This is a genomic window from Roseococcus pinisoli, assembly GCF_018413645.1.
In the GTDB taxonomy this organism is placed as follows: domain Bacteria; phylum Pseudomonadota; class Alphaproteobacteria; order Acetobacterales; family Acetobacteraceae; genus Roseococcus; species Roseococcus pinisoli.
On record NZ_JAHCDA010000004.1, the window covers coordinates 401,242 to 419,433 of the forward strand.

Genomic DNA, 18,192 nt, shown 5'->3' on the forward strand with positions numbered 1-18,192 from the left:
ATCGGGAGTTTCCATGCCGCCGGACCGCTGGCTCATCCTCGCCGACGACCTGACGGGCGCGGCGGACACGGCGATCGCCTTTGCGCGACGCGGCTGGCGGGCCTCCGTCGAATGGGGCACGCAGGCGCCCGGCGACGAAGTACTGGCGCTGGATGCGGAGACGCGCAGCGAGGCCGACCCGGCTGCCGCGGCCGCGCAGCATGTCAGCCTGATCCGGGCCTATCGCCGGGGGCGCACGCGCTTCTTCAAGAAGATCGATTCGACCCTCCGTGGCCATCCGGCGGCCGAGCTCGAGGCGAGCCTGCGCGCGCTAGGCCCTGGCACCGTCGCCCTGGTGGCGCCCGCCTTCCCGACGCAGGGCCGCACCACGCTCGACGGGCGGGTGCAGCTACACGGCCTTCCCCTAGAGGCCTCGCCGCTCTGGGCGCGGGAGCACAGCTATGCCCGGGCCGACCTGCGCGAGATCTTCGGCCGCGACGGCCAGGCCGTGCGCCATGCCTGCCTCGACGCGCTGCATGACGGCCACCTGCCCGGGCTGATCCAGGCCGCGCTGGCCGAGGGCCGGGGCACCGTCGTCTGCGACGCGCTGGAGGAGCGCGACCTCTCCCTCATCGCCCATGCAGCCCTTCCGTTTGCCGAACGGCTGCTCTGGGTGGGCTCGGCCGGCCTGGCCCATGCCATCGCCGGCGTCACGCCGCGCCGGGGCGATCCCCCTGCCCCGCCCGCCGTCGCCGGCGGGATCCTGATAGTGGTGGGCAGCATGGCCGAGGCCTCGCAGGCCGGCGCCACGCGCCTCGCCGAGGAGGGTGACCTGCGCACCGCCCTGGTCTCGACGGCCATGCTGCGCGGCGGCCCCGATGCCTGGAAGGCCACGCGGAGCTCGGTGCAGGAGACCCTGTCACGAGGACAGGATGTGATGGTGACCATCGCGGGCCAGGACGGCATCGACCCCACGCTGGTGCGGGATTTCGGCGCCCTGCTGCTGGATGCCCGGCTCGGCGGCCTGATCGCCACGGGCGGCGGCACGGCGCGCGCACTTCTGGAAGGCCAGGGCGCTACCTCGCTGACCATGGTGGACGAGGTCGAGCCCGGCGTGCCGCTCGGCCTGGCAGGCCACCTGCCCGTCATCACCAAGGCCGGCGCCTTCGGCGATGCCGGGACGCTCGGCCGATGCCTCGCCTATCTGCGCCGTTTGCGCGCGACGGAGACCTCAGCATGACCAAGCCCGTCATCGCCATCACCATGGGCGATGCCTCCGGCATCGGGCCGGAGATCATCATGAAGGCGCTGGCGCGCGAGGATGTCCGCGCCCTGTGCCGGCCGCTGGTGGTGGGCGACGCCGGCCGCCTGCGCGAGGCGGGGTTGCTCGTCGGCAGCACCCTCCAGCTGCGGGCGCGCGCCACGCCCGGGGAGGCCGAATATGCCCCCGGCACCGCGGAGGTCATCGACCTCGGGCTGATCCCGCCGGGGCATCCCTTCGGCACGCTCTCGCCGCTCTCGGGCGAGGCGGCCTATCGCTACATCGAGCGCGCGACGCGGCTCGTCGAGGCCGGCGAGGCGGATGCCATCTGCACCGCGCCCCTCTCCAAGGAGGCGCTGCACGCGGCCGGCCACAAGTATCCGGGCCATACGGAGCTGCTGGCGCATCTGACCGGCACGCCGGAGGTGTCGATGATGCTGGTGGCGCCGAAGCTGCGCGTCATCCACGTCACCACCCATATCGGGCTGATCGACGCCATCCGTCGCATCGAGCCCGGCCTGGTGGAACGCGTCATCGCCCGCGGCCGCGCGACGCTGGTGAAGGCGGGCATCGCCGAGCCGCGCATCGGGGTCTGCGGCATCAACCCCCATGCCGGCGAGAACGGCCTCTTCGGCCAGGGCGAGGAGGAGAAGAAGATCATCCCCGCCGTCCAGGCCTGCCAGGGGCGCGGCTGGGACGTCACGGGCCCGCTGCCGGCGGACACGCTGTTCTTCCGCGCCGCCCGCGGCGACTTCGACCTGGTGGTCGCCATGTATCACGACCAGGGGCATGGGCCCGTGAAGGTGATGGGACTTGAGGCCGGGGTGAACATCACCATCGGCCTGCCCGTCGTGCGGACCTCGGTCGACCACGGCACGGCCTTCGACATCGCCGGCAAGGGCATCGCCGACGAGGGCTCGCTGGTCGAGGCCCTGCGGCAGGCCGCGGAGCTGGCGCCCCGGCGCTGACCTTGGCCGCCGCGCCCGGCCGCCCATATCCGGTCCATCGAGGGAGCTTCCTGCAGGCTCCCGCAGCGCGAGGACCATGCATTGACCAAAGGCTCTGATCTGCTTGTCGCGGCCCTGGAGAATGAGGGTGTCGATCGCATCTTCGGCATCCCAGGCGAGGAGAATCTCGACGTCGTCGAATCCCTTCGGAAATCCTCGATCCAGCTGGTCCTGACGCGGCACGAGCAGGCGGCGGCCTTCATGGCCGCGACCTATGGGCGCCTCACCGGCAAGCCCGGCGTCTGCATCACGACCCTCGGCCCGGGGGCGCTGAACCTCTCGACCGGCGCGGGCTATGCCCTGCTCGGCGCCATGCCGATGATCATGATCACCGGCCAAAAGGGCATCCTTTCCTCCCGCCAGGCGCGCTTCCAGATCGTCGACACGGTCGCGGCCATGAAGCCGCTGACCAAGCTGTCGCGCCAGATCGTCTCGCCCCAGATGATCCCGACCCTGGTGCGCGAGGCCTTCCGCGTCGCGCAGGAGGAACGGCCCGGCCCCGTCCACCTGGAGCTGCCGGAGGACATCGCCGCCGAGGAATGCGAGGAGGTCGCGCTGATCCCGCCGCATCCGGTGGAGCTGCCGCTGGCGGGCGCCGAGGCGCTGGACCGCGCGGCCGAGATGATCCTGCAGGCCCGGCGCCCCCTGGTGATGCTGGGCGCCGCGGCCTCGCGCCCGCGCTCCACCTCGGACCTCGCGCAGTTCGTCGTGCGGACGCGCATCCCTTTCTTCACGACGCAGATGGGCAAGGGCACGGTGCCCGGCGGCACCGAGCTCTACATGGGTACCGCCGCGCTCTCCGAGCGCGACTATGTGCACGAGGCCATCGAGCGTGCCGATCTGATCATCACCATCGGCCATGACACGGCCGAGAAACCGCCCTTCATCATGGGGGCGGACGGGCCCAAGGTGATCCATGTCGGCTACCAGCCGGCCAGCGTCGAGCAGGTCTATTTCCCGCAGGCCGAGGTCATCGGCGATATCGGCCCCTCGCTGCGGCTGCTGGCGGACCGGATCGAAGGCCGGATCCCGCATGCCCAGGCCCTGCTGCCGCTGCGCGAGGGCATCCTGGCGCGGATCGCCGCCCGCGCGACCGAGGACCGCTTCACGCCGCAGCGCCTGGTGCACGACATCCGTGAGGTGATGCCGGCCGACGGAATCCTCGCGCTCGACAACGGCATGTACAAGATCTGGTTCGCGCGGAACTACCGCACGCGCGTAGCGAACACGCTGCTGCTCGACAATGCGTTGGCGACGATGGGCGCGGGCCTGCCCTCGGCGATGATGGCGGCGATGCTCCATCCCGGCCGCCGCGTCATGGCGGTCTGCGGCGACGGCGGCTTCATGATGAACAGCCAGGAGATGGAGACCGCCGTCCGGCTCGGCCTCAACCTCGTGGTGCTCGTCATCGAGGACCACGCCTATGGCATGATCCGCTGGAAGCAGTCCGTCGACCAGTTCCCGGATTTCGGCATGACCTTCAACAATCCGGATTTCGTGAAATACGCCGAGGCCTATGGCGCGAAGGGCACGCGCGTCTCGGCCATCGGCGAGCTGCGGCCCACGCTGGAGAAGGCCTTCACCGAAGGCGGCGTGCACCTCGTCGTGGTGCCCATCGACTATTCGGAGAACCAGCGCGTCCTCGTCGAGGAGCTGCGGGACCGCCTGCCCGTCCTCGGGGAGGGCCAGCCATGAGCCGGCTGATCCAGGTCGTCCAGGCCTTCGACCGCGCGCCGATCGCCGAGGTCCCGGCCGACGACGCGGCCGCGCTGGAGAGGAAGCTGGCGGCCGCAACCCGCGCGATGCGGGACCGCGACGGCTGGCCCAAGCCGCATCGGCGCATCGCCATTCTGCGCCGCGCGGCCGAGCTGCTGGAGGAGCGGCAGGCCCGCTTCGCCCTGCTGATCGCGCGCGAGGGCGGCAAGCCGCTCACCGACGCGACGGTGGAGGTGGTCCGCGCCGTCGACGGCCTGCGCAACGCGGCCGACGAGATCCGCAACTTCGCCGGCAAGGAGATCCCGATGGGCCTCACGCCGGCGAGCGACGGGCGTTGGGCCTTCACGACCAAGGAGCCGATCGGCGTCGTGGCCGCGATCTCGGCCTTCAATCATCCGCTTAACCTCATCGTCCACCAGGTGGCGCCGGCCGTGGCCGTGGGCTGCCCGGTGATCGTGAAGCCCGCCACCACGACGCCCCTCAGCTGCCTGGAGCTCGTGGCCCTGCTGCGGGAGGCGGGGCTGGACGAACCGTGGTGCCAGACCCTCGTCACCGACGACAACGCGCTGGCCGAGGCGCTGGCGACCGATCCGCGCGTCGCCTTCCTGAGCTTCATCGGCTCGGCCCGGGTCGGCTGGCATCTGCGCAGCAAGCTGCCGCCGGGCACGCGCTGCGCGCTGGAGCATGGCGGCGCGGCGCCGGTCATCGTGGACCGCAGCGCGGCGATCGAGCGGATCATCGAGCCGATCGCGAAGGGCGGGTACTACCATGCGGGCCAGGTCTGCGTGTCGGTGCAGCGCATCTTCGTCCATGCCGAGATCCTCGACGCCTTCACGGAGCGCTTCGCGGCGCGCGTCGCACAGCTGCGCGTGGGCGATCCGATCCTGCCGGAGACCGAGGTGGGGCCGCTAATCCTGCCGCGGGAGACGGAGCGCGTGGCCTCCTGGATCGAGGAGGCGACCGCACGCGGGGCGCGGCTGCTGGGCGGCGGAAGGCTGTCCGAGACGACGCTTGTTCCCGGAATCGTGCTCGACCCGCCGGCCGATGCGAAGCTCTCCCAGCTCGAGGTCTTCGGGCCGGTCACCTGCATCTATGGCTTCACGGAGATGGATGCCGCGATCGGGATCGCGAACAGCCTGCCGCACGCCTTCCAGGCCGCGGTCTTCTCCAGGGACATCGGCCCGGCGCTGCGGGCGGCGCAGCGGCTCGACGCCTCGGCGGTCATGATCAACGACCACACCGCCTTCCGGACGGACTGGATGCCTTTCGCCGGGCGGCGCCATTCCGGCTACGGCGTCGGCGGCATCCCCTGGACCATGGAGGAGATGGCGGAGGACAAGATGATCGTCCTCCGCCAGGAGGGTTAGCGCAGGCCGGTCAGCCCGCGCTGAAGACGCCGAGGTTGTTGCCCACGGCCAGCATCGCGCGCTGCACCTCGTCGCAGAGCTTCGCGAAATCCTCTCCCGCGAGGCCATCGGCGAGGAAGCCGTTCTCCGCCGCGAAGGCCTGGAACTCCGGCGTCAGCACGGCGGAGCGGAAGGCCTCGCCCAACCGCGCGGAGACCGCCGCCGGCATGCCCGAGGGGCCGGAAAGGTAGGTCATCTGCGTGATGGGGCCATAGGGGAACATGTCGATCCCCGCCTCGCCGAAGGTCGGCAGGTCAGGGAACTGGGCCAGCCGCCGCGGCGCGAAGGTGGCGAGCGGCCGCAGGCTGCCGTCGCGGATCTGCGACATGGTCTCGTTCGGCTTCAGGATCACCGAGTCGATATGGCCGCCCATGATGTCGGCGATGGCCCGCGCCCCGCCCGGATAGCCGGAGAAGACGTAATCCGCGCCCAGCCCGCGCGCCATGAGCACCGAGAAGATGTGGCTCACCGTGCCGCGCGTGCCGGCGACGCCCACGCTCATCGCGCCCGCCTTGTCGCGGAAGGCGGCGCGATACGCTTCGAGATCGCGCCAGGGCGAGTTGCCGGAGACCAGCAGCAGCATCGGGTCTTCCGACACGCGGACGAGATTGTCGAAATTCTCGTTGCGCAGCGAAATGGTGCCCGAAGCCATGAGCGCTAGGATGCTCGTGGAGGCGAGGCCGATCGTGTAGCCGTCCGGCCGCGAGCTCGCCACGCGCTGCATGCCGACCACGCTGCTGCCGCCGGGCGCGTTGTCCACCACGAGATGGACACCGCGCGCCGCCAGCAGCGGCTGCAGGCGCCGGCCCAGGATGTCCGTGCCGCCGCCCGCGGCCCAGGGGATGACCATCCGGACCTCGCGTGTCGGGAAGGACTGCGCGAGGGCGCCCCCCGCCGCGAGAAGGGCGGGCGCCGCGAGAATGCCGCGTCGTGTTGCCTGGTACATGGGCGTTTCCTCCTGCCTCTGCTTCTTCAGACCTGTTCTTCGCGCGTCGCCCCTGCCCTCAGACGTAGCCGGGCCCAGGAACGCCCGGGTAGCGGCGCAGAAGATCCTCATCGACCTCGATGCCGAGGCCCGGGCCGTCATTCGGGCGAACGGTGCCGTCGGCCGCGATCTTGTAGGCCGGGATCACCAGCTCCTCGCGCAGCGGGTTGTTGGGCGAGCAGTCGGCCTCGAAGTAGCCGGCATTCTCGATCGCGCTCATCACATGCAGCGTCGCCGCCATGCAGATGCCCGCGCTGGAATGGCAATGGATCGGCAGCTTCCAGGCGGAGGCCATGGCCGCGATGCGCATCGTCTCGGTGATGCCGCCGGTCTTGGAGATATCCGGCTGCAGGATGGTGATGTTGCCGTCCTCGATGAGGCGATGGAACTCGAAGCGCGTGTAGTGGTTCTCGCCGGCGGCCAGCGGCACGGAGGGCGCGATCAGCCGCGCCTCGGCGTAGCTGCGGTGGTCATGGGCGGGGAACGGCTCCTCGAGCCAGCCCACCCGGGCGGCGGCGAAGGCCGACAGCACCTGGCGCGCGTCGCGCACGGAATAGCCGGTATTGGCGTCGGTCAGGATGGTGAGGTCCGGGAAGGCGGCGCGCACGGCCTCGACGCGGGCGATGTCGCGCTCGGGGCTGTCGCCCACGCGCAGCTTCACGGCCTTGTAGCCCTCGGCGAGGAAGCCACGGACCTCCTCCACCAGCGAGGCCGGCTCCTGGTAGCCGAGGCAGATGCCGCCGACATAGGCCGGGATGGCACGGGAGGCGCCGCCGAGCAGCTTGTAGATCGGCCAGCCCACCGCCTTGCCGCGGATGTCCCACAACGCGGTGTCGATGCCGCTCATGGCCATGGCGCAGGCCGCGCCCATGCCGTGGCTGCCGAGCTGGAACTTGTAGACCTTGGCCCAGATGCCCACGACGTCGGTCGCGTCCATGCCGAGGATGAGGTCGCTGAGCGTGGTGCTGATGAGCTTGCCGATGGCGAGATGCGCGCGCCCGTGATGGGATTCGCCCCAGCCCACGATGCCGTCCTCCGTGGTCACCTTCACGACGACGGCGTCGCGCTTCACCTGCCGGCCGATGCCGAGGGTGACCTGGCGGTCCTGCGCGACGGGTACGCTGATGGGAAAGGCTTCGATGGCGGTGATTTTCACGGCGGTCCTCCTGAGGCGCCGAATGAATACGTATTCTCGGCCCTTTCAGTCAATTCCTTGAGATATTTGACGGACCTGGATACGTATCCCCCATATGTCCACCAGTCGTGACGTCGCCCGGCGCGCCGGGGTTTCCCAATCCACCGTCTCCCGCGCCCTGGCCGGGCATCCCGGCGTCACCGGGGAGGTGCGCGCCCGCGTGCAGGCTGCGGCGCGGGAGCTCGCCTATGTCCCCAATGCGGCCGCGCGCGCCATGCGCACCCGCAGCAGCGGCAATATCGGCGTGGTCACGGCGCGGCTGCACAACCCGATCTATCCGGAGATGCTTCAGCTCCTCGCCCGGGAGCTGCGCGGCGCGGGGCTGCGCATGATCGTCTGGAACTCGGACGAGACGGACGAGGATGCGGCGGCGGACGCGGCGCGGCAGGGCATGGTGGACGGCATCATCTTCACCTCCGCGACCCCGGCCTCCACCGCCCTCTACGAGGAAATCGCCCGCCGGCTGCCGGTGGTGCTGGTGAACCGCACCGTCGAGGGCTGGCCCTGCGACCAGGTGGAGAGCGACAACCGCGCCGGCGGCCGGGCCGTGGCCGCGCATTTCCGCGCGGCGGGGCGGCGCCGGCTCGGCCTGTTGAGCGGCCCCCTGCTGCCCAGCACCATCCGCGACCGCGAGGCCGGCTTCCTGGAGGCCTGCGAGGAAGCGCCCGTCACCGTCCGCACCGAGGCCTTCACCTACAAGGCCGGCGTCGAGGGGATGGAGCGGCTGCTGGCCCTGGCCGACCGGCCGGACGCCGTCTTCTGCGCCAACGACGTGCTGGCGCTGGGCGCGCGCGACGCCGCGCGCCTCGCCGGCGTCGAGGTGCCGCGCGAGCTCTGGCTTGTGGGCTATGACGATATCGCCATGGCGGGCTGGACGGCCTTCGACCTCACCACCGTGCGCCAGCCCATCGAGGAGATGGTGCGCGAGGCCGTGCGCCTGCTGCGCCAGCGCCTGGCCGGCGAGGATTTTCCCCGCCAGCGCCTGCGCCTGCCGGCGCCGCTGGTGCTGCGCGGCTCGACCGGGCGCCCGGGCTAGCCGGCCTTCTTCTCGCGCACGACGTAGGTGAAGAAGCGCACCGAGCCGTCCTCGGCCTTCTCGCGGTACAGCCCCTGCACCTCGTTCTCGAAGCCCGGGAAGAGGTTCGCCGCGCGCTCGAAGGCCTTTAGATAGGCGATCATGGGGCGCGAGCGCTGGCCCAGCCGCTCGCCGGGGATCACCGTCGCGATGCCGGGCGGATAGACGAGCCAGAGCGTGGCCGCGATGCGGCCGTCCGCCTCGTCGAGCGGCACGTAGTCCACGCGGTTGCGCACCATCTCGCGCACCGCGGCATGGGGCGGCATCACCATGTCCGGGAAGTGCTCGGCGCGGAACTGCGCCTTCTGCAGCGCGCTGATATTCTCGCGCCGGTAGAAGGCCTGCATCTCGGCGCAGAGGTCGCGCAGCCGCACGCCGGCGTAGCGCTGAGGCCGGCGCGCCACGAAGTTCGGGATTACTTCCTCCAGCGGCGCGTTGCGGTCGTGCAGCTTCTTGAAGGTCACGAGGTGGGAGAGCAGCGTGCCTGCCTTGCTGCTCTCGCTGCCCGGCGTCAGCAGGAAGAGCAGGCTGTTGAGGTCGTTCTTCTCGGGCACGATGCGGTTCTGCCGCAGGTACTCCGCCACGATCGGCGCCGGCACGCCATGCTCGTCATAGGTGCCGTCGCGGAAGCCCGGCGTCAGCACCGTCAGCTTGTTGGGATCGGTCATGGCCCAGCCGTGCGGCACCGCGCCGAAGCCGTGCCAATCCGCGCCCGAGCGGAACTCCCAGTGCCGCGGATCGGAGGCGAGCAGGTCGGTCGGCACGTCCTCCCAGCGCGTGGTCACGCCGTCCACCTCGGTGGTCTTGGGCACGAAGGGCTCGAAGAACCACTGATGCGCCGGGTCCTGCTCGGCGAACTCGCGGGCCATGAGGCGCAGCTTCTTCCGCATCTCGATGCCGAGGCGGATGGTATCGTCCCACAGCACCTCGCCCGAGCGGCCCTTCATCATCTGCGCGCCGACGTCGAGCGAGGCGAAGAGCGGGTAGAAGGGGCTGGTCGAGGCGTGCAGCAGGAACATCTCGTTGAAGCGGCGATGCTCCACGCGACGCTCCTGCCCGCGGATGTGATTGTCCCGCACATGGATCTGCGAGGCCTGCGAGAAGCTGGCCAGCTGCTTATGCGTGCTCTGCGTCACCAGGATGCCGGGCGCGTCGGCCCCCAGCTTCTCCAGCCCCATGCCGAAGCGGCCGCGGAAGAGCGGGTGGAACTTCATGAAGCCGGCCCAGGCCTCGTCGAAGAGGATGTAGTCGCAGAGATGGCCGATGCGCTTCAGCACCTCCTCGGCCGAATAGATCGTGCCGTCATAGGTGCACTGCTCGATCACCGCCGCGCGGAAGGGGCGTGGGCGCTGCCAGGCCTCGGGGTCCTTCACCAGCGGGTTGTCGCGGATCGCCTGGCGCAGCCGGTCCTCGTCCAGCGCATCGGGGTGCATCGGGCCGATCAGCCCGTGCGGGTTGCGCGAGGTCTCGATGAAGATGGGCGTCGCCTCGCCCAGGAAGAGCGCGCCGTGATGCGCCGCCTTGTGGTTGTTGCGGTCGAAGAGGACGAGATCGTCCTCGGCCAGCAGGGCCTGCAGCGCGATCTTGTTGGAGGTGGAGGTACCGTTCAGCACGAAGTAGGTGCGCTCGGCCCCGAAGATCTTCGCGGCCTCCTTCTGCGCCTTCAGCGCCGGCCCCTCATGGGTCAGCAGGTCGCCCAGATCCAGGACCGAATTGTCGAGGTCGTCGCGGAACACGGCCTCGCCCAGATGCTCCACGAAGATGCGGCCCACGGGGCTGCGGCTGTAGAACATGCCGCCGTTATGGCCCGGGCAGGTCCAGAGCATGTTGCCGGCCTCGGCATAATCCACCAGCGCGCCGAAGAAGGGCGTCTTCAGCGTCTCGGCATATTGGCGCAGGCGGGAGACGAGGTTCTTGGCGATGAAGTCCGGCGTCTCCTCGGCGAGGAAGACGAAGCCGTCCACATCGTCCAGCACGTCCACCGGGATGTCCTCCAGCCGGCGGCGGCGCACCAGCAGGATGATCGGCACGTCGAGCCCGCGCTTGCGCACGAGGGCGATGAGCGCCGCCGCCTTGCCCTGCAGCCCGCGCTTGCCCCAGTCGACCAGGATGCAGCCGATGGCGCTGTCCGTCCGGATGACGAGCTCGGCATCGTCGTCGCGGCGGGCGCGGAGCACGGCATAGCCCATGCCCTCCACCTCGGTGAGGATCTGGCGCAGGCGCGCGCCCTCGAGATCCGTCTCGTCGAAATTCGGGGCGCAGACCAGCACCTTGAAGCGGCGGGCGTATTCCATCCAATGCTCTCCCTGACGAACGGCGCCTCAGGCATCGAAGCGATCCTGGTAGCCGGCGCCCCGCCTGGGGCAATGGGCCCGGCGTGACGCTTCGATGAAACTGCGGCCTGGCCTCAGGGCGCGCGCGGTACCGGCACGGCCTCGGCGCGGGCCAGCGCGGCATTCTGGAAGCGGGAATCCTCCGTGACCTCGGCGCCGACCCAATCCGGCAGGGCCACGGACTGCCCCGCCTCCGAAAGCTCGATCTCGGCGAGGACCAGACCCTGAAGGCGCCCCTCGAACTCGTCGACCTCCCAGACCAGGCCGCCATGGCCCACGCGGCTGCGCTGCTTGGCGATGGGCGGAGAGACGCAATGGCCGGCGATCAGCGCCTCGGCATCCGCGGCGGGGATGGGGTACTCGAACTCGGCGCGGGCCATGAGGCCGGGGGATTTCAGGGTGATCCAGGCGCGGTCGCCGGATTGGCGCACCCGCACGGTCATGCCGGTGCCGGCACCGTCCACCACATAGCCCTGGCGGATGGGCATGGGCGGGCCGAGGGCCGCGTCGCGCCACCCCTCGCCCACCACCAGAAACTTGCGTTCGATCTCGACCGGCATGGCCGGCCTCATAGCATGATGGGGCCCGGCGGTCAGGCGCCGCCGGGCCCCGAGGCCCGTCTCAGCTCCGGGCGAGGCCGGCCGCCTTCATGGCGTCGCCGAGCGCGGCGTCCGAGGCGGCTAGATGCCGGCCGAAGCCCTCGGCATCGGCATAGGTCAGTCCGAAGCCGCGGCTGTTCATGAAGGCCACGTATTCGCTCGACTTGAAGACGCGATCGAGCGCGGCGTTCATCGCCGTCCGCACCGCGGCCGGCAGGTTGGGCGGGCCGGCGATGCCGCGCCAGGCGCCGTTGGAATAGTCGATGCCCATGGCCTCCTTCAGCGTCGGGATGTTCGGGAAGGCGCCGAGCCGCTCCGTGGCCATGACGGCGAGGCTGCGGGCCCGGTTGGCGTCGAGCATGGCCCGCGCCTCCACGACGGAGTTGGTCGTGAAGTCGAGCCCGCCGGCGACGAGATCCTGCATCGCGGGCGCCGCGCCGTTGGAGGGCACCCAGCGCACATGGGTCGCCGGCACGCCGATCGCCATGAGCCAGCCGGCCAGGGAGAGATGCCAGATGCCGCCCTGCCCCGTGCCGCTCGCCTTGAACTGCCCGGGCCGGGACGCCTTCACCGCCTCTGCCAGTGCCCGCACGTCCTGGTGCGGGCCGTTGCTCGCCACCTGGATGCCCGCCGGGTCGTTGTTCATGAGGCCGAGCGGGGTGAAGTTCCGGAAAGTGACCTCCGTCAGCCCCTGCCAGTGCAGCATGCAGATCTCGGAGGTGATGATGCCCATCGTATAGCCGTCCGGATTGGCGCTCGCGATCGCGGCATGGCCGACCACGCCGGAGCCGCCCGTGCGGTTCACCACGTTGATCGGCTGGCCGAGATCCTTCTCCAGCAGGGTCGCGATGATGCGCAGGACGGCGTCGGTCCCGCCGCCCGCGGCCCAGGGACAGATCATCTGGATGGGACGGGCGGGCCAGCGCGGCTGGCCGAGCGCCGGGGCGGCCAGCAGCGCGCCGGAGGCACCCAGCAAGGTGCGGCGACGGGTAGCGTTCATGATTTTTCTCCCTTTGGTTTCTTATGGTTTCAGCCGACGGCCGCGGGGGCACGGCGCGGCGCCAGCCGCTTCCACGCCCAGGCGGCAACCGGCCAGAACAGTGCACCGAGCGTCAGGGCCGCGAGGAAGGCGGAGACCGGACGCTCGAAGAAGGGCAGCACGTCGCCATCCGACTTGATGAGGCTGGTGATGAAGCTCTGCTCCACCATGTTGCCCATCACGATGCCCAGCACCATGGCGGCGATCGGGTAGCCGTTCTTCTCCATCACGTAGCCGAGGCAGCCGAAGAGCCCGACCAGCAGCACGGAGAAGAGGTTGTTCCCCGTCGCGAAGGAGCCCACCGCGCAGAGCAGCAGGATGATCGGCATCACCGCCGCGCGCGGCGCGCGCAGCACGCGCGAGGCCACGCGGATCATCACGATGCCGAGCGGGATCATGATGATATTGGCCAGGATGAAGATGATGTAGAGCGCGTACATGCTCCCCGCGCGCTCGGTGAAGAGCGTTGGGCCCGGGTTCAGCCCCTTCATGTAGAGCACGCCGATGGCGATGGCCGTGATGGTATCGCCCGGAATGCCGAAGAGCAGGCTCGGCACCCAGCCGGAAGCCAACGAGGCGTTGTTGGAGGCGCCGGCCTCCACCAGCCCCTCGGCATGGCCGGTGCCGAACTTCTCGGGCGTCTTCGAGAACTTCTTCGACATCGCGTAGCTGACCCAGGCGGCCATGTCGGCACCCGCCCCCGGCAGTACGCCGATGACGATGCCCACGAAATTCCCCCGCCACATCGGCCACTGATACTGCTTCGTGAGCTTCCACTGGTTCGCGAGGATGGAGCCGAAGCGGCGGAAGGGCATCTTCGGCGGCTCGACCGAGGCCATGGCGCGCATCACCTCGCTCACGGCGAAGACGCCGACCAGCGCGGGAATGGGCTCAATGCCGCCGAGCAGGTCGGGGATGCCGAAGGTGAAGCGCGGCGTGCCGGCCGGGTTCTCCATCCCGATGCAGGCGATGAGCAGGCCGAGCAGCATCGAGGCGATGGCCTTGATCGGCGAGGAGCGCGCGACCAGCGTCGCGCACATCAGGCCGAGCAGGGCCAGCCAGAAATACTCGTAGGTCGAGAAGGAGAGCGCGACCTCGGCCAGGGCGGGCGCCAGCAGCATGAGCGAGAGCGTGCCCACGATGCCGCCGATGGCGCTGAACCAGAGGCCTGCTCCCAGCGCCAGCTCGGGCTGGCCCTTGCGCGTGAAGGCATAGGCTTCGTCGGTATAGGCGGCGCTGGCCGGCGTGCCCGGGATACGCAGCAGCGCGCCGGGAATGTCGCCCGAGAAGATCGCCATGGCCGAGGCGGTGATGATCGTGGCGATGGCTGCGATCGGCGAGAGCCAGAAGGTGACGGGCACCAGCAGCGCCGTCGCCATGGTGGCCGAAAGGCCCGGCAACGAGCCCACGACCAGCCCATAGACGGCCGAGGCGAAGATGGCGATCAGCACATCCGGCGCGGCGACGAGGCGAAGCCCTTCGAGGAGTGGATCCATCTACCAGGGTGCTCCCAGCAGCCCTTCAGGCAGGGGCACGCGCAACAGCCTGTAGAAGGCCAGGTGCACGAAGAAGGGCGCGATGATCGCCAGCGGCAGGGCCAGTTTCACGCTCGCACGCAGGGCCAGGGCGCCGAGGAAGACCATCACCCCGGCCGTCAGCAGGAAGCCCAGATGGTCCACGGCCAGCGCGTAGAAGAGCAGCAGCGCGGGCGGCACCAGGACGCGAAGACCGAGGCGCGCCATGAGGCTGCCGGAGTTCTCCTGCGGCTCCTCCTCGACCTCGAAGCTGCGGCCGACGCCGAAGGCGATCAGCGAGCCGCAGAAGATGAGGCCGAAGCCGATCAGCATGGGGAACGCGGCAGGCCCCACATCCTGCCCCGGCACCGCCGGCAACTTGGAGCCGCCCCAGGCGGCCGCCGCGCCCAACAGCACCAGCGCCCCGCCGGTGATCCGGTCGGATAATTGCACGCGTCGCCTCCCTCGGCTTTTGCAACGAGTGTAAGCGCTCGCCAGGGGGTGAATACCAGCCGAAAATGGAAGCGCGGCGACCGGCTTAACCCGCCTAATCCGGCCGGGACGGCCGTGCGGAAAGTCCATGCAGAACGGCCGGCCTTCCGACTAGGCTGCCCGCCTCGAGGGAGGCCTTAGATGAAAAGACGCCATGTCCTGGGCGGTACTGCTGCCCTGCTTGCCACGCCGGCGCTCGCGCAGAACCAGCACCCGCATCACGGCCCCGCCTTGCAGGCGATGCCGCCCTCCTCCCAGCCCTACGCGAACGTCTTCCAGGGCGGCGCGCCGCACCACATGACGCCGCAGCAGGAAGCGCAGCGCGTGACCGAAAGCCCGGCCCCCGCCGGCCCGCCCGGCCGCTGGGTCGCGCGGGCCGACATGCCCATCCCGCGCAGCGAAATGGCCTGGGCAACCGCCTGGGCCGGCCGGATGCACGTGGTCGGCGGCTATGGCGAGGGTCGCTTCAATCAGGCCTACCACACCATCTACGACCCGGCCTCGGACCGCTGGTATGACGCCGCACCGCTGCCGCGCGGGGCCAATCACGTCGCCGTCGTGGCGGAGGCCGGGAAGGTCTATGCGCTGGGCGGCTTCATCCAGCAGAACCGCCTCTGCGACGACCTCGCCTTCGCCTATGACGTGGCCAGCGACCGCTGGAGCGAGATCGCCCGCCTGCCCCGCCCGCGTGCAGCCGCCGCGGCGGTGGCGATGGGCGGCAAGATCCACCTGATCGGCGGCGCGACCGACCCGGCCGACGAGCGCGCCAGCGTCTCCTGGCACGAGGTCTACGACCCGGCGACCGATCGCTGGGAGCGGCGGCGCCCCCTGCCCGCCGCGCGCGACCATGTGGGCTGCGTGGCCCATCGCGGCGTGATCCACGTGGTCGGCGGCCGCTTCAACACCTTCCAGTACAACACCGACCTGCACCACGCTTACCTGCCGGAGGGCGACACCTGGGAGGTCCGCGCGCCGATGCCCACCGTCCGCTCGGGCCACGGCATGGTCGTCTATCGCGACCGCTTCTTCTGCATGGGCGGCGAGGGCGGCATCCTGCGCAACGGCGTGCCGCATGACGCGAAGGTCTTCGGCCAGATGGAGAGCTACGACCCGGCGACGGACAGCTGGCAGAAGCACGCCCCCATGCCGACGCCGCGCCACGCCGTGGCGGCCACGGCGATCGGCGACTGGATCTATGTCGCGGGCGGCGGCGCGGTCCTCGGCGGGATGGTGCAATCCGCCATCCACGAGGCCTTCACGCTGGGCTAGGGCCGAGCCCGATCATGCGTTTTCGCATGATCGGGTGACGAGGCCCGTGGAGCGGAAGCTCCGTCGGTCAGGCCGTCACGTTCTTGATGTAGGTGTCCTTCTTCGTGATCTTGCCATCGCGGAAGGCGTAGACGTCCACGCCGTACCATTCGGACTTCTTGCCGTCGGTTCCGGTCGCGCTGCGGTGCCACTGCGTCACCGCCTGGTCGTCGCCGATGACCAGCGCGGGGCTCCGCGGCTTCCAGGCGGCGTCGGGCGCCTCGGCGAAGACCTTCTCGAAATAGCCCTTCACTTCCTCGGGCCCGGTGTAGGTGTCGCCCTTCAGCGGCCCCACGGCATTGATGAAGACGCCGTCCGGCGCGAAATGCGCGGCGATGCCGGCCGCATCATGCGCGGCGAAGGACTTGCCGAGGGAGGCGAGAATCTCGGTCACGGGAATGGCGGCGGTCTTCGTCATGCTTCTGTTCCTTCAAGATTGAGCCCAGGCGATCGCGCCGCCCGGTGGAGCCTAGGCAGGACGGCACGCCGCGTCACGGGCCGCCCTCGGGGAAAGCCGGGTTTGCAGCCGCCTTGCTCCCGACCCATTTATGCCGAGACTCCGGAAACGCCCCCTGGGGCAGAAGCAGGCAATCGTCACCCAATGTCCCTGAGCCGCCCCTCCCTGCTGCGTCGCCTCGCCAGGCGGATCCTTTCGCCGCTGGTGATCGTGCTCGCCGTGCTTTGGGCGTTGCTGGATGCCACCCTCTGGCGGTGGCTCTCCGCCCTCGGGCGCCAGCTCTCCCACCTGCGCTTCTTTGCCTGGCTGGAGCGGCAGATCGACCGCATGAGCCCCGGCTGGGTCGTCACGGTCTTCGCCGTCCCCTTCGTGCCGCTGATCCCGCTTCTCAAGGTGACGGAGCTCTGGCTGCTGGCCAATGGCCACTACTTCACGGCCATCCTTTTCATCGTCGGCACCAAGGTGGTCGGCGTCGCCTTCTCCACCCGCGTCTTCGCCATCGCCAAGCCGAAGATGATGCAGGTGCGCTGGTTCGCCTGGCTCTACGGCGTGCTGACCGAGCTGGTGGAGCTCGGCCACCGGACGCTCGAGGGGATTTCGGCCTGGCGGGCGACACGGGACTGGCTTCGGCGCGCGAAGGCCCGCATCACCGCGGGCGGCCGCGGCTTTCTGCGGCGCAAATGGGAATCGGCACGCCGCTGGGTCCGACGCAAGGCTTCCTGAAGCTCCACATGCCCCGAAATACAGGGCTCGGGCCGCAGATCCGCCGGCGTGTTTGGCACTTGCCAAGGCACTTCACAGGAAGATCAGCCTCTCCTAAAAAATCTCCCCCCGAGGGTTTCCCCGATGCTTGTCAAAAAGAAGATACTTGTCACCGGCGGATCGGGCTTTCTTGGATCGCATCTCGCAGATCAGCTGATCCGGAAAAACAATTCCGTTATATGCCTCGACAACTTCTGCAGCTCATCCTCGGACAACATCAGCCATCTTATTTCGCACCCGGATTTTCGCCTGATCCGGCATGACATCTCCCAGCCTTTTCATGAAACGGTCGACGAGATTTATAATCTCGCCTGCCCCGCCTCCCCCAAGCGCTATCAGACCGACCCCATCCAGACGATGAGGACGAGCATCCTGGGGGCGTTCCATCTCCTGGATCTCGCCAGAAATCTGGGCTGCAAGGTGTTCCAGGCCTCGACCAGCGAGGTCTATGGCGATCCCGAGAGCCACCCCCAGCGCGAAGATTACTGGGGCCACGTGAACCCCATTGGGGTCCGGGCCTGCTACGACGAAGGCAAGCGCTGCGCCGAGACGCTGTTCTTCGACTACCGGCGTCAGCATGGCCTCGGCATCAAGGTCGCCCGCATCTTCAATACCTATGGCCCCCGGATGCAGGCCGAGGACGGGCGCGTGGTCAGCAACTTCATCGTGCAGGCCCTCACCAACCAGGACCTGACCATCTACGGCCAGGGCGAGCAGACGCGCGCCTTCTGCTATGTCGACGACATGATCGAAGGCATCACCCGCCTCATGGCCACGCCCGATGAGGTGACGGGCCCGATCAACCTGGGAAACCCCAGCGAATGCACGGTCATCGAGCTGGCGGAGACAATCCTGCGCCTGACAGGCTCACGGTCGCGCCTCGTCTGCCATCCCCTGCCGCAGGACGATCCGAGGCAGCGCCGGCCCGACATCACCAGGGCGCGGGAGACGCTCGGCTGGGCGCCGCGCGTGCCGCTGGAGGACGGCCTGAAGGCAACGATCGAGTATTTCGAGCAGCACCTCAGCCGGCCCGATCGTCAGCTCCCCGCCGCCTGAACCGAACG

16 protein-coding genes are annotated in these 18,192 nt (G+C 69.6%); 8 read left to right on the plus strand and 8 right to left on the minus strand.

Going from position 1 to position 18,192, the window contains the following annotated elements:
- The first annotated feature begins 13 nt into the window (after positions 1-13).
- The 4 genes from KHU32_RS20235 to KHU32_RS20250 all read left to right on the plus strand — a co-directional run bounded on the left by KHU32_RS20235 (position 14) and on the right by KHU32_RS20250 (position 5,330).
- The gene (locus KHU32_RS20235; RefSeq protein WP_213671972.1) at positions 14-1,219 is read left to right on the plus strand and encodes a four-carbon acid sugar kinase family protein; all 1,206 of its coding nucleotides are present in this window, start codon (positions 14-16) and stop codon (positions 1,217-1,219) included.
- Positions 1,216-2,208 carry a 4-hydroxythreonine-4-phosphate dehydrogenase PdxA gene (gene pdxA / locus KHU32_RS20240; protein WP_213671973.1) on the plus strand — a complete coding sequence of 331 codons (993 nt, stop codon included), beginning with the start codon at positions 1,216-1,218 and terminating at the stop codon, positions 2,206-2,208. Before KHU32_RS20235 ends, pdxA begins: the two co-directional genes overlap by 4 nt.
- An 81-nt stretch (positions 2,209-2,289) precedes the next feature.
- On the plus strand, positions 2,290-3,942 hold the full coding sequence (locus KHU32_RS20245) for an acetolactate synthase large subunit (RefSeq protein WP_213671974.1): 1,653 nt from the start codon (positions 2,290-2,292) through the stop codon (positions 3,940-3,942).
- Positions 3,939-5,330, plus strand: coding sequence for an aldehyde dehydrogenase family protein (locus tag KHU32_RS20250; RefSeq protein ID WP_249681434.1), 1,392 nt, complete (start codon positions 3,939-3,941; stop codon positions 5,328-5,330). The genes KHU32_RS20245 and KHU32_RS20250 overlap by 4 nt, the downstream gene beginning before the upstream one ends.
- 10 nt (positions 5,331-5,340) lie before the next feature.
- Here KHU32_RS20250 and KHU32_RS20255 read toward each other — a convergent pair whose 3' ends face one another.
- Together KHU32_RS20255 and KHU32_RS20260 are read right to left on the minus strand one after the other, a co-directional pair.
- Complete coding sequence (locus KHU32_RS20255) at positions 5,341-6,315, minus strand: tripartite tricarboxylate transporter substrate binding protein (protein ID WP_213671975.1); 975 nt, start codon at positions 6,313-6,315, stop codon at positions 5,341-5,343.
- Between the two features lie 58 nt (positions 6,316-6,373).
- The gene (locus KHU32_RS20260; RefSeq protein ID WP_213671976.1) at positions 6,374-7,510 is read right to left on the minus strand and encodes a mandelate racemase/muconate lactonizing enzyme family protein; all 1,137 of its coding nucleotides are present in this window, start codon (positions 7,508-7,510) and stop codon (positions 6,374-6,376) included.
- A 94-nt stretch (positions 7,511-7,604) separates the two neighbouring features.
- Between KHU32_RS20260 and KHU32_RS20265 the strand changes: the two genes are divergently transcribed.
- Complete coding sequence (locus KHU32_RS20265; protein ID WP_213671977.1) at positions 7,605-8,585, plus strand: LacI family DNA-binding transcriptional regulator; 981 nt, start codon at positions 7,605-7,607, stop codon at positions 8,583-8,585.
- Here the strand turns inward: KHU32_RS20265 and KHU32_RS20270 are convergent.
- The 5 genes from KHU32_RS20270 to KHU32_RS20290 form a co-directional block, all read right to left on the minus strand.
- On the minus strand, positions 8,582-10,918 hold the full coding sequence (locus KHU32_RS20270) for an Orn/Lys/Arg family decarboxylase (RefSeq protein ID WP_213671978.1): 2,337 nt from the start codon (positions 10,916-10,918) through the stop codon (positions 8,582-8,584). The genes KHU32_RS20265 and KHU32_RS20270 overlap by 4 nt on opposite strands.
- A 113-nt stretch (positions 10,919-11,031) precedes the next feature.
- A complete protein-coding gene (locus tag KHU32_RS20275; RefSeq protein ID WP_213671979.1) occupies positions 11,032-11,517 on the minus strand; it encodes a CYTH domain-containing protein in 486 nt (161 codons plus the stop codon).
- Positions 11,518-11,578: 61 nt separating this feature from the next.
- Complete coding sequence (locus tag KHU32_RS20280) at positions 11,579-12,556, minus strand: Bug family tripartite tricarboxylate transporter substrate binding protein (protein ID WP_213671980.1); 978 nt, start codon at positions 12,554-12,556, stop codon at positions 11,579-11,581.
- A 29-nt stretch (positions 12,557-12,585) separates the two neighbouring features.
- Positions 12,586-14,091, minus strand: coding sequence for a tripartite tricarboxylate transporter permease (locus KHU32_RS20285; protein ID WP_213671981.1), 1,506 nt, complete (start codon positions 14,089-14,091; stop codon positions 12,586-12,588).
- Positions 14,092-14,562, minus strand: coding sequence for a tripartite tricarboxylate transporter TctB family protein (locus KHU32_RS20290; protein WP_213671982.1), 471 nt, complete (start codon positions 14,560-14,562; stop codon positions 14,092-14,094).
- A 180-nt stretch (positions 14,563-14,742) separates the two neighbouring features.
- Between KHU32_RS20290 and KHU32_RS20295 the strand changes: the two genes are divergently transcribed.
- Complete coding sequence (locus tag KHU32_RS20295; RefSeq protein WP_213671983.1) at positions 14,743-15,870, plus strand: Kelch repeat-containing protein; 1,128 nt, start codon at positions 14,743-14,745, stop codon at positions 15,868-15,870.
- Positions 15,871-15,937: 67 nt separating this feature from the next.
- Here the strand turns inward: KHU32_RS20295 and KHU32_RS20300 are convergent, their stop codons facing one another.
- On the minus strand, positions 15,938-16,327 hold the full coding sequence (locus KHU32_RS20300) for a nuclear transport factor 2 family protein (RefSeq protein ID WP_213671984.1): 390 nt from the start codon (positions 16,325-16,327) through the stop codon (positions 15,938-15,940).
- Positions 16,328-16,510: 183 nt separating this feature from the next.
- Here KHU32_RS20300 and KHU32_RS20305 point away from each other — a divergent pair, with 183 nt between their 5' ends.
- Both KHU32_RS20305 and KHU32_RS20310 read left to right on the plus strand, forming a co-directional pair.
- Positions 16,511-17,089 carry a hypothetical protein gene (locus KHU32_RS20305; RefSeq protein ID WP_213671985.1) on the plus strand — a complete coding sequence of 193 codons (579 nt, stop codon included), beginning with the start codon at positions 16,511-16,513 and terminating at the stop codon, positions 17,087-17,089.
- 123 nt (positions 17,090-17,212) lie between these two features.
- Positions 17,213-18,184: a UDP-glucuronic acid decarboxylase family protein gene (locus KHU32_RS20310; RefSeq protein ID WP_213671986.1), complete on the plus strand. Its 972-nt coding sequence runs from the start codon at positions 17,213-17,215 to the stop codon at positions 18,182-18,184.
- Positions 18,185-18,192: the final 8 nt, after the last annotated feature.

What these genes read in the sequence shown, in the direction of transcription:
- KHU32_RS20310 (WP_213671986.1), top strand. Translation starts at nt 17,213, where the DNA reads ATGCTTGTCAAAAAGAAGATACTTGTCACCGGCGGATCGGGCTTTCTT.
- KHU32_RS20300 (WP_213671984.1), bottom strand. Translation starts at nt 16,327, where the DNA reads ATGACGAAGACCGCCGCCATTCCCGTGACCGAGATTCTCGCCTCCCTC.
- KHU32_RS20285 (WP_213671981.1), bottom strand. Translation starts at nt 14,091, where the DNA reads ATGGATCCACTCCTCGAAGGGCTTCGCCTCGTCGCCGCGCCGGATGTG.
- KHU32_RS20280 (WP_213671980.1), bottom strand. Translation starts at nt 12,556, where the DNA reads ATGAACGCTACCCGTCGCCGCACCTTGCTGGGTGCCTCCGGCGCGCTG.
- KHU32_RS20270 (WP_213671978.1), bottom strand. Translation starts at nt 10,918, where the DNA reads ATGGAATACGCCCGCCGCTTCAAGGTGCTGGTCTGCGCCCCGAATTTC.
- pdxA (WP_213671973.1), top strand. Translation starts at nt 1,216, where the DNA reads ATGACCAAGCCCGTCATCGCCATCACCATGGGCGATGCCTCCGGCATC.
- KHU32_RS20255 (WP_213671975.1), bottom strand. Translation starts at nt 6,315, where the DNA reads ATGTACCAGGCAACACGACGCGGCATTCTCGCGGCGCCCGCCCTTCTC.
- KHU32_RS20295 (WP_213671983.1), top strand. Translation starts at nt 14,743, where the DNA reads ATGAAAAGACGCCATGTCCTGGGCGGTACTGCTGCCCTGCTTGCCACG.
- KHU32_RS20305 (WP_213671985.1), top strand. Translation starts at nt 16,511, where the DNA reads ATGTCCCTGAGCCGCCCCTCCCTGCTGCGTCGCCTCGCCAGGCGGATC.
- KHU32_RS20235 (WP_213671972.1), top strand. Translation starts at nt 14, where the DNA reads ATGCCGCCGGACCGCTGGCTCATCCTCGCCGACGACCTGACGGGCGCG.
- KHU32_RS20250 (WP_249681434.1), top strand. Translation starts at nt 3,939, where the DNA reads ATGAGCCGGCTGATCCAGGTCGTCCAGGCCTTCGACCGCGCGCCGATC.
- KHU32_RS20265 (WP_213671977.1), top strand. Translation starts at nt 7,605, where the DNA reads ATGTCCACCAGTCGTGACGTCGCCCGGCGCGCCGGGGTTTCCCAATCC.
- KHU32_RS20275 (WP_213671979.1), bottom strand. Translation starts at nt 11,517, where the DNA reads ATGCCGGTCGAGATCGAACGCAAGTTTCTGGTGGTGGGCGAGGGGTGG.